Origin of the sequence: Burkholderia sp. MS455, from assembly GCF_016899445.1 — a bacterium.
Classification (GTDB): domain Bacteria; phylum Pseudomonadota; class Gammaproteobacteria; order Burkholderiales; family Burkholderiaceae; genus Burkholderia; species Burkholderia pyrrocinia_C.
The window spans coordinates 824913-838386 of the sequence record NZ_CP041779.1 but is presented as its reverse complement, the minus strand read 5'-3'; the positions used below and the strand labels follow the sequence as shown (position 1 = coordinate 838386).

Genomic DNA, 13474 nt, shown 5'->3' with positions numbered 1-13474 from the left:
TACTTCCTGTCTTGACGGACTTCCGAGCGGATCTCACGGCGTACCGGTCAGCGTATGCGCAACGGGTAAGTATTTGGCCAGGATGCTCAGCATGGTGGCGGCCTCTGCCTTCGACACCGGGGGAAACGGTGAGACGTACGACGTGCCGTTGCGACGCTCGTGGGCCTTCGTGATGAAGGCAAATTCCTGGGTATTCACGCCCAGCGAGGTCGACACACGCTGGATGGCCAGGTTACGGCCCGCATCTTTGGTTCGCACCTCGTAGAACTCCAGGATGGCCTGGACCACCTGAAAATAGCCTTCGTAGGCCAAGGTAAATACTTGCAGATGTCGGGCGGGATCCAACTCATCGGCGGTGGCCTTATAGTCCGCGGCATTGCGCAGGAAGCCCGCGATTGCCCCGGGCGTCGGAGCAACAGCATCGAAGGCTTTCGTCTTGATGAGGTTTTCGTATTCAGTCGGGCGCGGCATCACAGTATCCTCAGCATTGGGCCTTGGGCGATCTGGGTCATGACAGGGTCCGCGTCCAACAGCGCAGCCCATTCAGCAGGCTCGTACAAAGAGAAGTTGACGGGGCGCAGCAGACTTTGCTCGGCCACGTGCAGGGCTTCAGATAGCTCGAGGAGGGGGACGTTCCCGATGACGATCAGGTCGATGTCGCTATGGCCACTGTCGGTACCCTTGGCCACCGAGCCAAACACGAACGCCGTGGAGATGTGCGCGGCAAAAGGCAACAAGGCTTCCTTCAACGGCTCCACAACAGCAAATGACTTGCGCGCGATGCTGACCAGTTCCGGATAGAGGATGAATTCCGTGTTCGCGCGGATGCTCCGTTGTCGGCCTCGTCGGGCGTCTTCCTTGAGTACGCCGACCTCGACCAGCCGGTCCACCTGCTTTTGGGCGCTGCCGCGCCCACTGTTTGCCAGACGCAGCAGTTCCTGGAGCGTAAAACTACGATCAGGCTGCAGCAGTGTGGCGCCAAGCACCCGTTGCATGCCCGGTGTGAAGAGAAAGTCTGCGAGACTCACGAAAATCCTCAATAGAGGGATAAACATCCTCATTATGGGGATTTTTCAACAAATCCTCAATAGAGGGCCATTCATCCCCTTTTTGAGGATTATGCAACGCCGTCATCGGCAGCTTCCGGGGCCGACGAGTCGGTCCTCGGACAAGACGATGCCCCCGAGGTCCATGACTCCCGGGGGCACCTTGGAGAATTGCAGCACCGCCATCGACACACGTCGCGCGAAGAGCCGAGGCGCGTGATCGGGCTGCGCTTTTACGTCACTTCAGGCGGCACAAAGCCGCCCGCGGCGCTTACTGCCCCTGCTGCTTCAGTTGCTGCTGCTTGAGCTGCTGCGTGCGCGCCTGCAGCCTCAGCACGCGCTGCAGCGCGGTGCGGTTCGCGAGGATGCCGTCGTAGAAGCTGGCGAGATCACCCTTCAGCGCGGTCCGCGACGCGTCGTTCAGGTAGATCATGTGGCCCGACGGGTAGTTCTTGATCGTCAGGTTCTGTGCCTTGAGCGTCGGATCGAGCGGCATCTGCGCGAGCGTCAGCTCCGTCTGGTGGAACGGCGTGACCGCATCGAAATAGCCGTTCGCCGACAGCACCTTCAGGTCCGGGTTCACGCTCATCGTCGACGCGAGGTCGCCGGCCGTGTACAGCGTATTGCCGCCGCCCCGGTTCGCGCCGGTCGGGTCCGTGTGGCTGAAGTCCCAGTTGTTGAAGACCTGGTCGTTCAGGTCCACGAACGACGACGTCGACGTGTACTTGAGGTCGGTGTTGATGTAGCTGTTCCACAGCACCGTGTACGCGCCGCCGACGTTCGTGATCGACGGATCGTTGCTGCCCGAGTTCGGCAGGATGTACGGCGCGATGCCCTTGCCCGTGAAGTTCGCGCGACCGTCGTACTGGCCGATCTGCGTGCCCGGCACGAGCGTCAGGAAGAACGTGTACGGCGGGTTGTCGTTCGACGACGGCACGTTGCCGAGCGCGGCCGGGTTGCCGAAGGTCTGGATCAGCGACGTCGGATCCGTGCCGATATACGAACCCATCTGCTGCGCCGTCTGCAGGTTCAGGTTCAGCCGCACGTTCACGAAACCGCCGTCCTGCGGGTTCGGCTTCTGCGCAAGCGGCGCGAGCGTGTTGTCCGCGTAGTTGCGGGCCTGGACCATGTACGCGTCGAGATCGGTCGGCGTCGGGTTGACCGTCGTCTTCTTCCAGTAGAACGCATCGGCCGCGAGCGTCGGGAACGTACCCGGCGCGGACAGCGCATTCGCGTAGTCGAGGATCGACGACTGCAGCGTGATGCCGTTCAGGTCGATGCCGTCCTCGTGCAGTACCCACGACACGACCGCGCTGCGCGCGGTGCCGTACGATTCGCCGTACAGGAACTTCGGCGAATTCCAGCGCGAGTACTTGGTCAGGTAGCGCTGGATGAAGCGGTCGATCGAGCGCGCGTCCTGGTCGGTGCCCCAGAAGTCCTTGTTCTTCGCCGGGGCGATCGCCGCCGAATAACCGGTGCCGACCGGGTTGATGAACACGAGGTCGGTACGGTCGAGCAGGCTGTCCGGGTTGTCGAGCAGCTTGTACGGCGCGGGCGGCGTGAAGTTCGGGAACGACGACTGCAGGCGCTTCGGCCCGTACGAGCCGAGCAGCAGATAGACCGACGACGAGCCGGGGCCGCCGTTGTAGAAGAACGTGACCGGGCGCGGCTTCGACGGATCGGGATTGTCCTGCGTGTACGCGACGTAGAACATCTTCGCGTTCGGCGCCGACGTGATCGGATCGATCGTCGTCAGGTGGCCCGTGGTAGCCGTGTACTTGACGGTCTTGCCGCCGATCGTGACCTGGCGGTGCACGACCGCGGCGCCTTCCGTCGAATCCGTGACCGCGTCGTTCGGCCCGGTGCCGTACACGTCGTTGTCGACGTACGGCTGGTCGGCCGCGGCGGCGGCCGTTGCGTCGGTGCTGGCCGACGTGCTGCCGCCGGACGTCGTCGCGGCCGCGGTTGCGGCCGAAGCGGACGGGCTCGGCCCGTCGTCGCCGCCGCACCCCGTGACGAGCAGCGCCGCGGCCGCGGCTGCGGCGAGCGGCATGCTCAGTGTCGTTCCGAATAGCGCGAAACCGTCTTTCAAGGACTTCCGTGTCGTCATTATTGCCTCTCGAACAGAACGATAAATACCGCCGGCCGCAAAGGATCGTTTGCGCCGGCGCTCCGCACCGGGAATGCATTCGTTATGCGACGCACTCCGAGTTTTTTACCGGATCGGCGAATACCGATCGGCACGATTTACCCCACCCATATTTTTTGCGACCGCACAATGAAATCAATTCCATTGCGAACGACAATTCGATAATCCGCAGCAATACGAATTCATTCCGCGCATTCGCATGCACACAAAATCGACGGCCAAAGCACACCCCGCAAAGCCCGGCCCAACAAGGCCGCCTCGCTTCGAGCAGACGAACAATCCCCGCCGGCAAGATGCCGATTAATCGCAGAACGGCGACCAATCGCAACTCGAGCCGATTTAACAGAATCGAAAGGATCGATTAATTAAAATGAAAGAAATATCTCGTATCTGGAATTTATTAAATTAAGTGAAAATACCGGCGCATAATAGGTTCCGGATTTACCGCCGTAAAGTAATAATTTGTTACGGCACTCGCCATTCGGATAAAAGGCGGCACGGGACCGATTCCAGGCAATAAAAAAAGCCGGACGGCTATCCGGCTTCGTGATGGCGGCGCGGCGGGCGCCGTCAGAGCGGCACGTCGATCGCGCCGGCGCCGGTCGTGATCGCGTTCGCGCCCGGCGCGGCCGAGATCGGCGGCAGGTTCGCGCTGGTCAGCGCGGGCGCGGCGCCCGGCGTGCCGCCGCGCGGCACCGTGCGGATCACCTGCGACGGCGGCAGCGGCGCACCGTTCTTCAGGTGCCGCCACATCAGGTTCAGCGCCTGCAGGTTGTAGTAGTGGACCGGCACGAAGCGCGTGTCGAAACCCGCGACGGGCAGGAACGCGTCGAAGTGCTGGCCGTTCGTCACCTCGTAGAACACGAGCTTGCTGCGCCCGCCCTCGCTGATGCCGTTTTGCGCGACGTACGCGCGCGACGCGTGATTCACCGGCACGAGCGCGTCGCTGCGGCCCTGCACGATGATCGCCGGCTTGCCCTGCAGGTTCGCGTTCACGCGCACCGCGTCGACGTTCGCGGGCATCCCGAGCATCCCGTTGGTCCAGAGCTGGCGCAGGCACAGCGCGCCCGCGAAGCTCGCATCGGGCGTCGCTAGCCGGTGGTCGACGCCCGCGCCCGTGTTGAACACGAGGTTGATGCCGGCCGTCGGCGGCACGCCGTTGCCGACGCCGAACACGGCCGTCATCGGCGACGCGGCCGGCGAAGCGACCGCACCCGTCGCCGCGTTCGTCGTCGCGAAGCTGAAATTGCACAGGTTGTCGATGACGCGCGAGCGCGTGTACGCGTTCGCATAGGTGACCGCGATCGCCGGAATCGCCTGCGAATCCCACATCGGCGCCTGCAGCAGGTCGGAATCGGCCAGATAGCCGGCCGCGTGAAGCTGCGCGAGCGCGTCGGCCGCCTGGCTCTGCGGGTCGGCGCCCGACACGAGCCCGGCCGCGGCGAGCGTCGCGCAGCGCTGCGTGCGGATCGACTGCGTGGTCGCGGCCGGCAGCGCGCTCAGGTACGGCGCACCAGCGAGCGACGCCGACGCGGCCGCGCACGGCTGCAGCAGGTTCGCGAGCGTCGCGTAGTCGGCCAGCGGCCGGCCGAACGACGGCACGGGCTGGCCGCCCGTGCGCACGATCGCGTTCGGCGACATCCGCACGTTGATCTGCGGTTCGCCGACCACGACCGCGGTAATCCAGCCGCGGTTGTCCTGCTCGGCCGCCGCGAGCGACGCGCCGCCGCCGTTGCTGACCGACGCGGCGATCGTCGTGATGTCGCCTGCTCGATAGCGCACGCCGTGATGCGAGCCGTCGATCAGCGGTCCGAACTGCTCGTTGAGCGCCCAGTACGCGAACTCGACCGACTGCAGCGTCACGCGCCCCCAGTCCTGTTCGGGATTCTGCTGCGAATGCGCGTGCTTGAACGCATAGCGGTTCGGGAAGCGGCTGTTGAACGCGGCGAGATCGCCGCTCGTCACGTTCGCGGTGAACAGGCTCGCAGTGCCGGCGAGCACCGCGTTGGCGAGCGTGCCGTCGATCAGCGTGACCGTATCGGTGCCGAGCTCGTGCGCGCCGTTGCCGCCGCCCTTGTCGTTGTATGCGACCGCGCAGCCGCGCTTGAGCGCCCATTCGCCGGCCGCGGAGATCGCGCCGTACACGCCGCGCGAGCCCGACGACGTCGCGGTGACGATGCACGGTTGCGCCGGGTCGAAGCTGGCGGGCACCTGCACGAGCAGCGTCACGTTCTTGCTGCCGCTGCCGTCGTCGGAATACGCGAGATATTCGGTGCCGGGGATCTTGCCTTCGCCGAGCGTGTCGTTGCCGTCGAGGTCGACGTTCGGCCCCCAGAAGCGGCCGTAGCCGCCGTTCGCGCTCATGTCGACGAGCGCGCGGTAGTTCGACCAGATCGCGAGGCGGCGCAGCTCGGCGCTCGTCGGCCGGGACGGATTCCCAAAGCCGGGCGCGGTCGCCGCCGCGAGCCCCGTCTTGCCGAGGCCGGCCGTCAACAAATCGTCACTGGCGCCGTCGTAGGCCGTCGTGCGCACGCTGCCGGACACGAAGCCGGGCAGCCGGTTGCGCTCGGCCGATTCGTCGCCGTTGCAGGCGCCGAGCATCGCGACAGCGGCCAGCGCCGCGCCGAAAACCATCCGCCTGCCCCACCCGAGCCTCGCCATCGCCGCCCTCTCGATATCGTTATCGGTCCGCCGCCGCGTCGCACGCGGCTTGCGGACTTTGAAGCGCAAACGGGCTCCGGCATGCCGGAGCCCGCCCGAAAGCGGGCATGCGCGGCGCTCGCGCGCCGCCGCCCGGCATTACTGCTGCTGGACCGTCAGCTTGTTCGTGACCGACGTCACGCCCTTCACGTCCTTGGCTGCGGCTTCGGCCTTGTCGATCTGTGCCTGTTCGGGCATCGTGCCCTCCAGCGTGATCGCCCCGCCCTTCGAACGCACGACGAGGTTCGACACATTCACGCCGGGTTCCTTCGAAATCGCCTTGCGCACCGCGTAGCCGAGCTTGCGGCTCGCCTTCTTCGCGGATTTCGCGGCGGCCTTCGGCGCGCTCGTCGCGGCCGCCGGCGCTTCGGTGGCCGCCGCATCGCTCGACTGCGCATACACGCTGCCCGACAAACAGGCCGCCACGGCGGCGACGCCCAACGCTCTCAACACGATCGACTTCATGCTATCTCCTTGTAACTCCGGAACGGCCGTGCACAGTACGGCCGGATACCCCCAAAGACAGCCGGCCCGCGCGCGAACGGGCGGGACAGCCGGTGATTTCCACGGCGATGCGAGAGAGGCGAGGCGGGCCGACAGCCGGCGCGCGCGATAGCGGGCCGGCCGGGCCGGACAGCCGCCGGCCGGACGCGCCCGGTCTAATTGCGTGCCGGGTCGCGCGCGAATCGGGCGCGGCTGCGTCGCACAATGTAATCCAGCGCCCGCGGAAGCGCAAAGCTTTTGACGAAGCGCCGCCCGCCGCTGTCGTCGCGGCGCCGCGCCGCGGCACCCGACTCGCGCATGCGCGGCGAAACCGGGTACCATCGCCGCGAGAATCCGCATCGTCCATGACGGCCGTCATCGATGCGTCACGCCAGCGTCATCCGCCGACCCCATGAAGCCTGCCCTCCCTCGTCCGCCTCGCCGCATCCTCGCCCGCTTCGTCGCGGTGTCGTGGCGCGACCTCGCGCTGTCGATCGGCCCCACCGTGCTGCTCGCGGGCGCGGCCGTCTGGCTCGCGGTCAGGCTGATCCAGCCGGCGCCGCCGTCCACGCTCGTGATCTCGGCCGGGCCGCCCGGCAGCACGTACTGGAACGCCGCGCAGAAATACAAGGCCATCCTCGCGAAGAACGGCGTCACGCTCGACGTCGAATCGTCCGAAGGATCCGCGCAGAACCTCGTGCGGCTGTCGAACCCGAACGCGCCGGTCGACGTCGGCTTCGTGCAGAGCGGCATCGGCCCGAAGGAGCGCGACGAACAACTCGTCTCGCTCGGCAGCATCGGCTACGTGCCGCTCGCGATCATGTACCGCGGCCCGATCGTCGCGCGCCTGTCCGACTTCAAGGGCAAGCGGCTCGCGCTCGGCGCGGAAGGCAGCGGCGCACGCGAGCTGAGCCTCGCGTTGCTGAAGATGAACGGCATCGTGCCGGGCGGCCCGACCGAGCTGCTGCCGACGGCCGGCGAGGACGCCGCGACCGCGCTGCTCGACGGCAAGATCGACGCCGCGTTCCTGTCCGGCGACTCGACGCAGATCCCCGTGATGGCGAAACTGTTCCGCGCGCCCGGCGTGCACGTGTATTCGTTCACGCAGGCCGAAGCGTACGCGCGGCGCTTCCCGTACCTGACCGCAATCACGCTGCCGATGGGCGTCTACGATCTCGGCCGGAACCTGCCGCCCGCCGACATCCATACCGTCGCGCCGACGATCGAACTGGTCGCGCGCGACTCGCTGCACCCCGCGCTGTCCGACCTGCTGATCGAGGCCGCGCGCGAGGTGCACGGCCATGCAACGATCCTGCAGCACGCAGGCGAATTCCCGTCGTCCGTCACGCGCGGCTTTCCGCTGTCCGACGATGCCGCGCGCTACTACAAGTCGGGCAAGACCTTCCTGTACCGGAGATTGCCGTTCTGGGTCGCGAGCCTCGTCGACCGGCTGCTCGTCGTGATCGTGCCGCTGATCGTCGTGCTGATCCCCGGGCTGCGGCTCGTGCCATCGCTGTACGGCTGGCGCGTGCGTTCGCGCATCTATCGCTGGTATGGCGCGCTGATCGCGCTCGAGCGTCGCGCGCTCGGCGAGCACACGGCCGAGGAACGCGTCCGGTTGCTCGACGAGCTCGACGACATCGAGGAAGCGGTGAACCGGATGAAGATGCCGCTCGCCTACGCGGGGCAGTTCTACGTGCTGCGCGAGCACATCGGCTTCGTGCGCGAACGGCTCACCGCGCACGACCAGGACATGCCGGCGGCGTCGCCCGGCGCCGGCGGCCAGCCGCCTGCGCGCACCGATGCCGCGCCGCCGACCGGCGAGCCCCCCCGGGCGACTCCCGGTTCCGCGTAAGCGGACGATCCGCGATCATTGCTGCATGCGCGCCCGCCCGCGTACCATGGAGGCCGCCGTACGCCCCACCCTCTGGAGATCGTCATGACAACCGGCCTCGACACCGCCCAGCCCGCCTGGTTCTTCGACTTCGTGTCGCCGTTCTCCTATCTGCTGCTCGAACAGCATGACAAATGGCCGGACGTGCCGTTCGAACCGGTCGCCGTGTCGCTCATCGACCTGCAGCGCCACTGGGGACAACGCCCCAGCGCCGACGTGCCGGCCAAGCGCGTGTTCACGTACCGTCACGCGCTGTTTCGCGCGGAACAGCTCGGCATCCGCTTCAAGATGCCGCCCGCGCACCCGTTCGATTCCGACAAGGTGTTGCGCCTCGCGATCGCGCTGCGCGCCGATATCGCGACGGTACTGGAGATGTACCGCTTCATCTGGCGCGACGGCAACGATCCGTCGACGCCCGACGGTTTCGCTGCGCTGTGCGAACGCGTCGGCGTCGGCCACGGCGACGAGCTGATCGAATTCGAGGAGACGAGTGCGCAGCTGGCCCGCAACAACGCCGACGCGATCGCGCTCGGCGTGTTCGGCGTGCCGACGTTCTGGATGAACAAGCAATTGTTCTGGGGTGAAGACGCGCTGCCGATGGTGCTGTACTGCGCGCGCACGCCGAACTGGCTCGAATCGAGCGAGGTCAAGCGGATCAGCACGCTGCCGAAGGGCCGGGCCTGATGGCCGGTATCACGCACGGCAACGTGCAGCTGCGGTAAGGTTACGCTTCGCCCGAATCACCCGCACCGATGGAAGACGACGACCGTACCGCCTCGCTCGACATCTGGCTCGTGCGCGTATTGCGCACGCTGCTGCTCGAGCGCAGCGTCACGCAGGCCGCACTGCGGCTGAACCAGACCCAGCCCGCGATCAGCACCGCGCTGCGCAAGCTGCGCGAGACGCTGAACGACCCGATCCTCGTGCGCGGCAAATCCGGGATGGTGCCGACCGAATACGGCGCGTCGCTGCTCGAAGCCGCGCAGCGCGCGCTGCGCGAGGTCGACTTCATCGCGACGCCTCACGGCGACTTCGACCCGTCGTCCGCGCGGCGCACGTTCCGCGTCGCCGCGCCCGACTACCTGAACGATTTCTTCATGCCGACGCTGATCGAACGCTTTCGCGACGCGGCGCCGCATGCGCACCTGGAAATCGATTCGCTGAATCCCGCGCTCGACCACGCGGGCGCGCTCGAATCGGGCGCGCTCGATCTCGTGATCGGCAACTGGCCGAAGCCCGACCCGCAGTTCGCGCGCCAGGACCTGTTCTCCGACACGATCGTGTGCCTGATGCGCGAAGCGCACCCGCTCGCGCACGTGCCGCTCACGCGCGAAGCGTATGCGTCGGCCGCGCATGTCGCGCCCACGCCGTACACCGGCGACAAGCGCAACGCGATCGAGATCGGCCTCGCACGCGCGCGCCTCGCGCGGCGCATCGTGACGACGCTGCCTTACTTCGGGATCGTGCCGCAGGTGCTGCTGCAGTCGGACCTGATCTTCACGACGACGCGCCGCTTCGCGACGCACTACGCACAGTTGCTACCGCTCGTCGTCGTCACGCCGCCCGTGCCGTTCCCGCGCATCAAGAGCTACCTGCTCACGCATCCGCAGCCCGACCGCCCGACCGACATCGCGTGGCTGTGCGCGCTGATGCAGAGCGTGTCCGACGAGCTGACGGTCGCCCGCACTCGCAAGCGCTGATGCAAGGCGCAAGGCGCGGCCGCTCAGGCCGTGCAGAAGGTTTCCTGCAGATGGGTCCAGCGCACGACGCCCGCCGCGTCGCGTTCGAACACGGCGGTCGCGCGCCGTGCGGGCAGCTCGCCCGATGCCGCGTGCTGCGCTTCGAGATAGGTGATCACCGCATGCGATGCGTCGGCCGCGAGCACGCGGATTTCCGATAGCGTGATGCGCAGCCCCGGCTTCGCACCGGCGAGCTTCGCGAACAGCGCGCGCGTGCCGTCGCGGTCGACTACGCGGCCGTCGGTCAGGATCATCGTGAAACCGGTGGAGAACGGCGCGAGCAGCGCGTCGAGCGCCGCGGGCGCGGTGTCGACGCCGGACAGCCAGCGCTCGATGGCGACGAGGCTCGCATCGAGCGCGTCGAGATAGATCGGGTGATCGGACATGGCGCCTGCACGGAAAAATGCGCGGCCCGATGCCGCGCGTTGCCGTGCAGTGTATGCAAAAACGCGCGGCCGTGCGCCGGCCGCGCGACGTTACTGCGCGCAGGAAACGTCGTCGCGCGCGCGCCCTGCCGCGGCCGCCTTCGCGTCGGCCACCGGCATGCCCGAGCGCGCCTGCAGCAGTTCCGCGCACACGGCCACCGCGATCGCGCCCGGCGCCTTGTCGACGATGCCCGCGACGCCGATCGGGCACACCATCTCCGCGAGCCGCGCCGGATCGACGCCGCGCGCGGCGAGCCGGCGCTCGAACTTCACGCGCTTGGTGCGCGAGCCGATCATCCCGAAGTACGCGTAGTCGCGCCGCCGCATGATCTGAGCGGCAAGCGCGAAGTCGAGCGCGTGGTTGTGCGTCATCACGAGGAAGTACGCACCGGGCGGCGCCGCGTCGACGACGGCCTCCGGCGTGTCGGTCGGCTCCGGCTGCACGTTCGGCGGACATTCGTCCGGGAACAGCTCGTCGCGCGTGTCGACCCACTGCACGACGCACGGCAGCGCGCCGAGCAGCGTGACGAGCGCGTGACCGACGTGCCCGGCGCCGAACAGCACGATGTGCATCGGCGCCGGCGCGCCGGTCGCGCGGTTGCGCCGGCCGGTGCCCTGCGCGAACGTCGGGGTCGACGCGGTGCGAAGCGAGCGTGCGGGCCCGTTCATGTCAGCCTGCCCGAGCCGCACGCACCGCATTCACCGCGCGCAGGATCGACTCGCCGGTCGCCGGCGCGTCGAGCGGCGGGTTCACCTTGTAATCGCCGACCGCCGCGACCGCGTCGCGCACCGCGAAGAACACCGAGAACGGCAGCAGCAGCGGCGGCTCGCCGACGGCCTTCGACCGGTGGATGCTGTCCTCGACGTTGCGGTTCTCGAACAGCCGCACGTTGAATTCGGGCGGCGTGTCGTTCACGGTCGGGATCTTGTACGTGGACGGCGCATGCGTCATCAGCTTGCCGCCCTGGTTCCACCACAGCTCCTCGGTCGTCAGCCAGCCCATCCCCTGGATGAACGCGCCTTCGACCTGGCCGATGTCGAGCGCCGGGTTCAGCGACGCGCCCACGTCGTGCAGCGCATCGACGCGCAGCGTGCGCATCTCGCCCGTCAGCGTGTCGATCACGACTTCCGACACGGCTGCGCCGTACGAGTAGTAGTAGAACGGCCGGCCCTGCAGCTTCGACTGATCCCAGTACAGCTTCGGCGTCGCGTAGAAACCGTCGGACCACAACTGCACACGTGCAAGGTACGCTTTCGCGACCACTTCGCCGAACGGCACACCCTGGCCGCCGACCCATACGACGTCGTTGCCGAACTTCACGTCGGCCGCATCGACGTTGCCGTCGCCGTACTGCTTCGCCGCGAACACCGCGAGCCGCTCGCGCAACTGGCGCGCCGCATCCTGCGCGGCCTTGCCGTTCAGGTCCGAGCCCGTCGACGCGGCCGTCGCGGACGTGTTCGCGACCTTGCTCGTGTCGGTCGCCGTCACGCGGATCCGGCCGAAGCGGATGCCGAGCTCGTGCGCGACGACCTGCGCGACCTTCGTGTTGAGCCCCTGCCCCATCTCCGTGCCGCCGTGGTTCACGAGCACCGAGCCGTCGGTATAGATATGCACCAGCGCGCCGGCCTGGTTGAAGTGCGTGACGTTGAACGCGATCCCGAACTTCACCGGCGTGAGCGCGATGCCCTTCTTCAGCACCGTATTGCGCGCGTTGAATGCGCGCACGCCCGCGCGCCGTGCGCGGTAGTCGCTCGTCGTCTCGAGTTCGCCGAGCAGCTCCTGCAGCACGTTGTCCTCGACCGTCTGCCCGTACGGCGTCACGTTGCGCTCGGTCTTGCCGTACAGGTTCGCGTAGCGGACGTCGAGCGGATCGCGGTCGAGCGAGCGCGCGACGTCGTCGAGGATGTATTCGATCGCGAACGCGCCCTGCGGGCCGCCGAAGCCGCGGAACGCGGTGTTCGACTGCGTGTTGGTCTTGCCGCAGTAGCCGGCGATGTCGACGTCGCCCAGCCAGTACGCGTTGTCGAAGTGGCACACCGCGCGCGTCATCACCGGGCCCGACAGGTCGGCCGAGAAACCGCAGCGCGACGTCATCTCGAGCGCCACGCCGTCGAGGCGGCCGTCGTCGTCGTAGCCGACGTCGAAGCGGTAATGGAAGTCGTGCCGCTTGCCGGTGATCATCATGTCGTCGTCGCGGTCCGGACGCAGCTTCACCGGGCACAGCAGCTTCCACGCGGCGAGCGCCGCGCAGCACGCGAACAGGCCCGACTGCGATTCCTTGCCGCCGAACCCGCCGCCCATCCGGCGGCATTCGACCAGCACGTTGTGCGACGCGACGCCGAGCACGTGCGCGACGAGGTGCTGCATCTCGCTCGGGTGCTGCGTCGAGCAGTACACGTGCATCCCGTCGTCGTCCTTCGGCACCGCGTACGCGATCTGCCCTTCCAGGTAGAACTGCTCCTGGCCGCCGAGCAGCATTTCGCCCGACTCGCGGTGCGGCGCGGCGGCGAGGCGCGCGGCCGCGTCGCCGCGCGCGAGCTTCAGCGGCGGGATCACGTAGGTTTCGGCCTGGCGTGCTTCCTGCGCGGTCAGGATCGCGGGCAGCTCTTCGTATTCGACCTTCGCGCGGCGCGCGGCAAGCCGTGCGGTTTCATGCGACGTCGCGACGACGATGAACATCGGCTGGCCGACGAACTGCACGATGCCCTTGGCCAGCACCGGGTCGTCGTGGATGATCGGGCCGCAATCGTTGACGCCCGGGATGTCGTCGGCCGTGAACACGGCGACCACGCCCGGCGTCGCGCGCACCGCGTCGAAGTTCATCGACACGATCTTCGCGTGCGGCTTTGCCGACAATCCGAGCGCCGCGTGCAGCGTGCCCGCGACGACCGGAATGTCGTCGGTGTAGGTGGCACGCCCGCTCACGTGCAGGTGCGCGGATTCGTGCGCGCGCGATACGTGCACCTGCGCGGCGTCGGCCTGCGGGTCGAGGGTGCTCAGGAACGGTTCTGCTTGCTGGTTCATCTTCGGTGTTCTC

Annotated in this window: 11 protein-coding genes; 3 read left to right on the top strand and 8 right to left on the bottom strand. The window is 67.5% G+C overall.

Annotated elements, in window-relative coordinates:
* Positions 1-33: 33 nt before the first annotated feature.
* From FPJ27_RS23015 to FPJ27_RS22995, 5 genes are all read right to left on the bottom strand, one after another.
* Positions 34-471 (bottom strand): hypothetical protein, encoded by a 438-nt coding sequence (locus tag FPJ27_RS23015; protein ID WP_072436205.1) that lies wholly within the window; start codon positions 469-471, stop codon positions 34-36.
* Complete coding sequence (locus tag FPJ27_RS23010) at positions 471-1028, bottom strand: nucleotidyltransferase domain-containing protein (protein WP_072436430.1); 558 nt, start codon at positions 1026-1028, stop codon at positions 471-473. Before FPJ27_RS23010 ends, FPJ27_RS23015 begins: the two co-directional genes overlap by 1 nt.
* Before the next feature lie 289 nt (positions 1029-1317).
* Positions 1318-3156: a peptidase S1 gene (locus tag FPJ27_RS23005; protein WP_204425894.1), complete on the bottom strand. Its 1839-nt coding sequence runs from the start codon at positions 3154-3156 to the stop codon at positions 1318-1320.
* A 609-nt stretch (positions 3157-3765) separates the two neighbouring features.
* Entirely contained in the window at positions 3766-5856 is a 2091-nt protein-coding gene (locus tag FPJ27_RS23000; RefSeq protein WP_204425893.1) for a D-(-)-3-hydroxybutyrate oligomer hydrolase, read from the bottom strand.
* Positions 5857-5994: 138 nt separating this feature from the next.
* Positions 5995-6360, bottom strand: a complete 366-nt coding sequence (locus tag FPJ27_RS22995) for a BON domain-containing protein (protein ID WP_072436208.1) — start codon at positions 6358-6360, stop codon at positions 5995-5997.
* A gap of 430 nt (positions 6361-6790) precedes the next feature.
* Between FPJ27_RS22995 and FPJ27_RS22990 the strand changes: the two genes are divergently transcribed.
* From FPJ27_RS22990 to FPJ27_RS22980, 3 genes are all read left to right on the top strand, one after another.
* Positions 6791-8233: a TAXI family TRAP transporter solute-binding subunit gene (locus tag FPJ27_RS22990; RefSeq protein ID WP_204425892.1), complete on the top strand. Its 1443-nt coding sequence runs from the start codon at positions 6791-6793 to the stop codon at positions 8231-8233.
* Positions 8234-8317: 84 nt separating this feature from the next.
* A complete protein-coding gene (locus tag FPJ27_RS22985) occupies positions 8318-8956 on the top strand; it encodes a DsbA family protein (RefSeq protein ID WP_204425891.1) in 639 nt (212 codons plus the stop codon).
* A 68-nt stretch (positions 8957-9024) separates the two neighbouring features.
* A complete protein-coding gene (locus tag FPJ27_RS22980) occupies positions 9025-9972 on the top strand; it encodes a LysR family transcriptional regulator (RefSeq protein WP_034182857.1) in 948 nt (315 codons plus the stop codon).
* Between the two features lie 23 nt (positions 9973-9995).
* Here the strand turns inward: FPJ27_RS22980 and FPJ27_RS22975 are convergent, their stop codons facing one another.
* From FPJ27_RS22975 to xdhB, 3 genes are all read right to left on the bottom strand, one after another.
* Positions 9996-10397 carry a nuclear transport factor 2 family protein gene (locus FPJ27_RS22975; RefSeq protein ID WP_111017722.1) on the bottom strand — a complete coding sequence of 134 codons (402 nt, stop codon included), beginning with the start codon at positions 10395-10397 and terminating at the stop codon, positions 9996-9998.
* Between the two features lie 90 nt (positions 10398-10487).
* On the bottom strand, positions 10488-11105 hold the full coding sequence (gene xdhC, locus FPJ27_RS22970; protein WP_072436431.1) for a xanthine dehydrogenase accessory protein XdhC: 618 nt from the start codon (positions 11103-11105) through the stop codon (positions 10488-10490).
* Between the two features lies 1 nt (position 11106).
* Positions 11107-13461, bottom strand: coding sequence for a xanthine dehydrogenase molybdopterin binding subunit (xdhB, locus tag FPJ27_RS22965; protein WP_204425890.1), 2355 nt, complete (start codon positions 13459-13461; stop codon positions 11107-11109).
* Between the last annotated feature and the right edge of the window lie 13 nt (positions 13462-13474).

What these genes read in the sequence shown, in the direction of transcription:
- FPJ27_RS23005 (WP_204425894.1), bottom strand. Translation starts at nt 3,156, where the DNA reads ATGACGACACGGAAGTCCTTGAAAGACGGTTTCGCGCTATTCGGAACG.
- xdhB (WP_204425890.1), bottom strand. Translation starts at nt 13,461, where the DNA reads ATGAACCAGCAAGCAGAACCGTTCCTGAGCACCCTCGACCCGCAGGCC.
- FPJ27_RS22985 (WP_204425891.1), top strand. Translation starts at nt 8,318, where the DNA reads ATGACAACCGGCCTCGACACCGCCCAGCCCGCCTGGTTCTTCGACTTC.
- xdhC (WP_072436431.1), bottom strand. Translation starts at nt 11,105, where the DNA reads ATGAACGGGCCCGCACGCTCGCTTCGCACCGCGTCGACCCCGACGTTC.
- FPJ27_RS22975 (WP_111017722.1), bottom strand. Translation starts at nt 10,397, where the DNA reads ATGTCCGATCACCCGATCTATCTCGACGCGCTCGATGCGAGCCTCGTC.
- FPJ27_RS23015 (WP_072436205.1), bottom strand. Translation starts at nt 471, where the DNA reads ATGCCGCGCCCGACTGAATACGAAAACCTCATCAAGACGAAAGCCTTC.
- FPJ27_RS22990 (WP_204425892.1), top strand. Translation starts at nt 6,791, where the DNA reads ATGAAGCCTGCCCTCCCTCGTCCGCCTCGCCGCATCCTCGCCCGCTTC.
- FPJ27_RS22995 (WP_072436208.1), bottom strand. Translation starts at nt 6,360, where the DNA reads ATGAAGTCGATCGTGTTGAGAGCGTTGGGCGTCGCCGCCGTGGCGGCC.
- FPJ27_RS22980 (WP_034182857.1), top strand. Translation starts at nt 9,025, where the DNA reads ATGGAAGACGACGACCGTACCGCCTCGCTCGACATCTGGCTCGTGCGC.
- FPJ27_RS23000 (WP_204425893.1), bottom strand. Translation starts at nt 5,856, where the DNA reads ATGGCGAGGCTCGGGTGGGGCAGGCGGATGGTTTTCGGCGCGGCGCTG.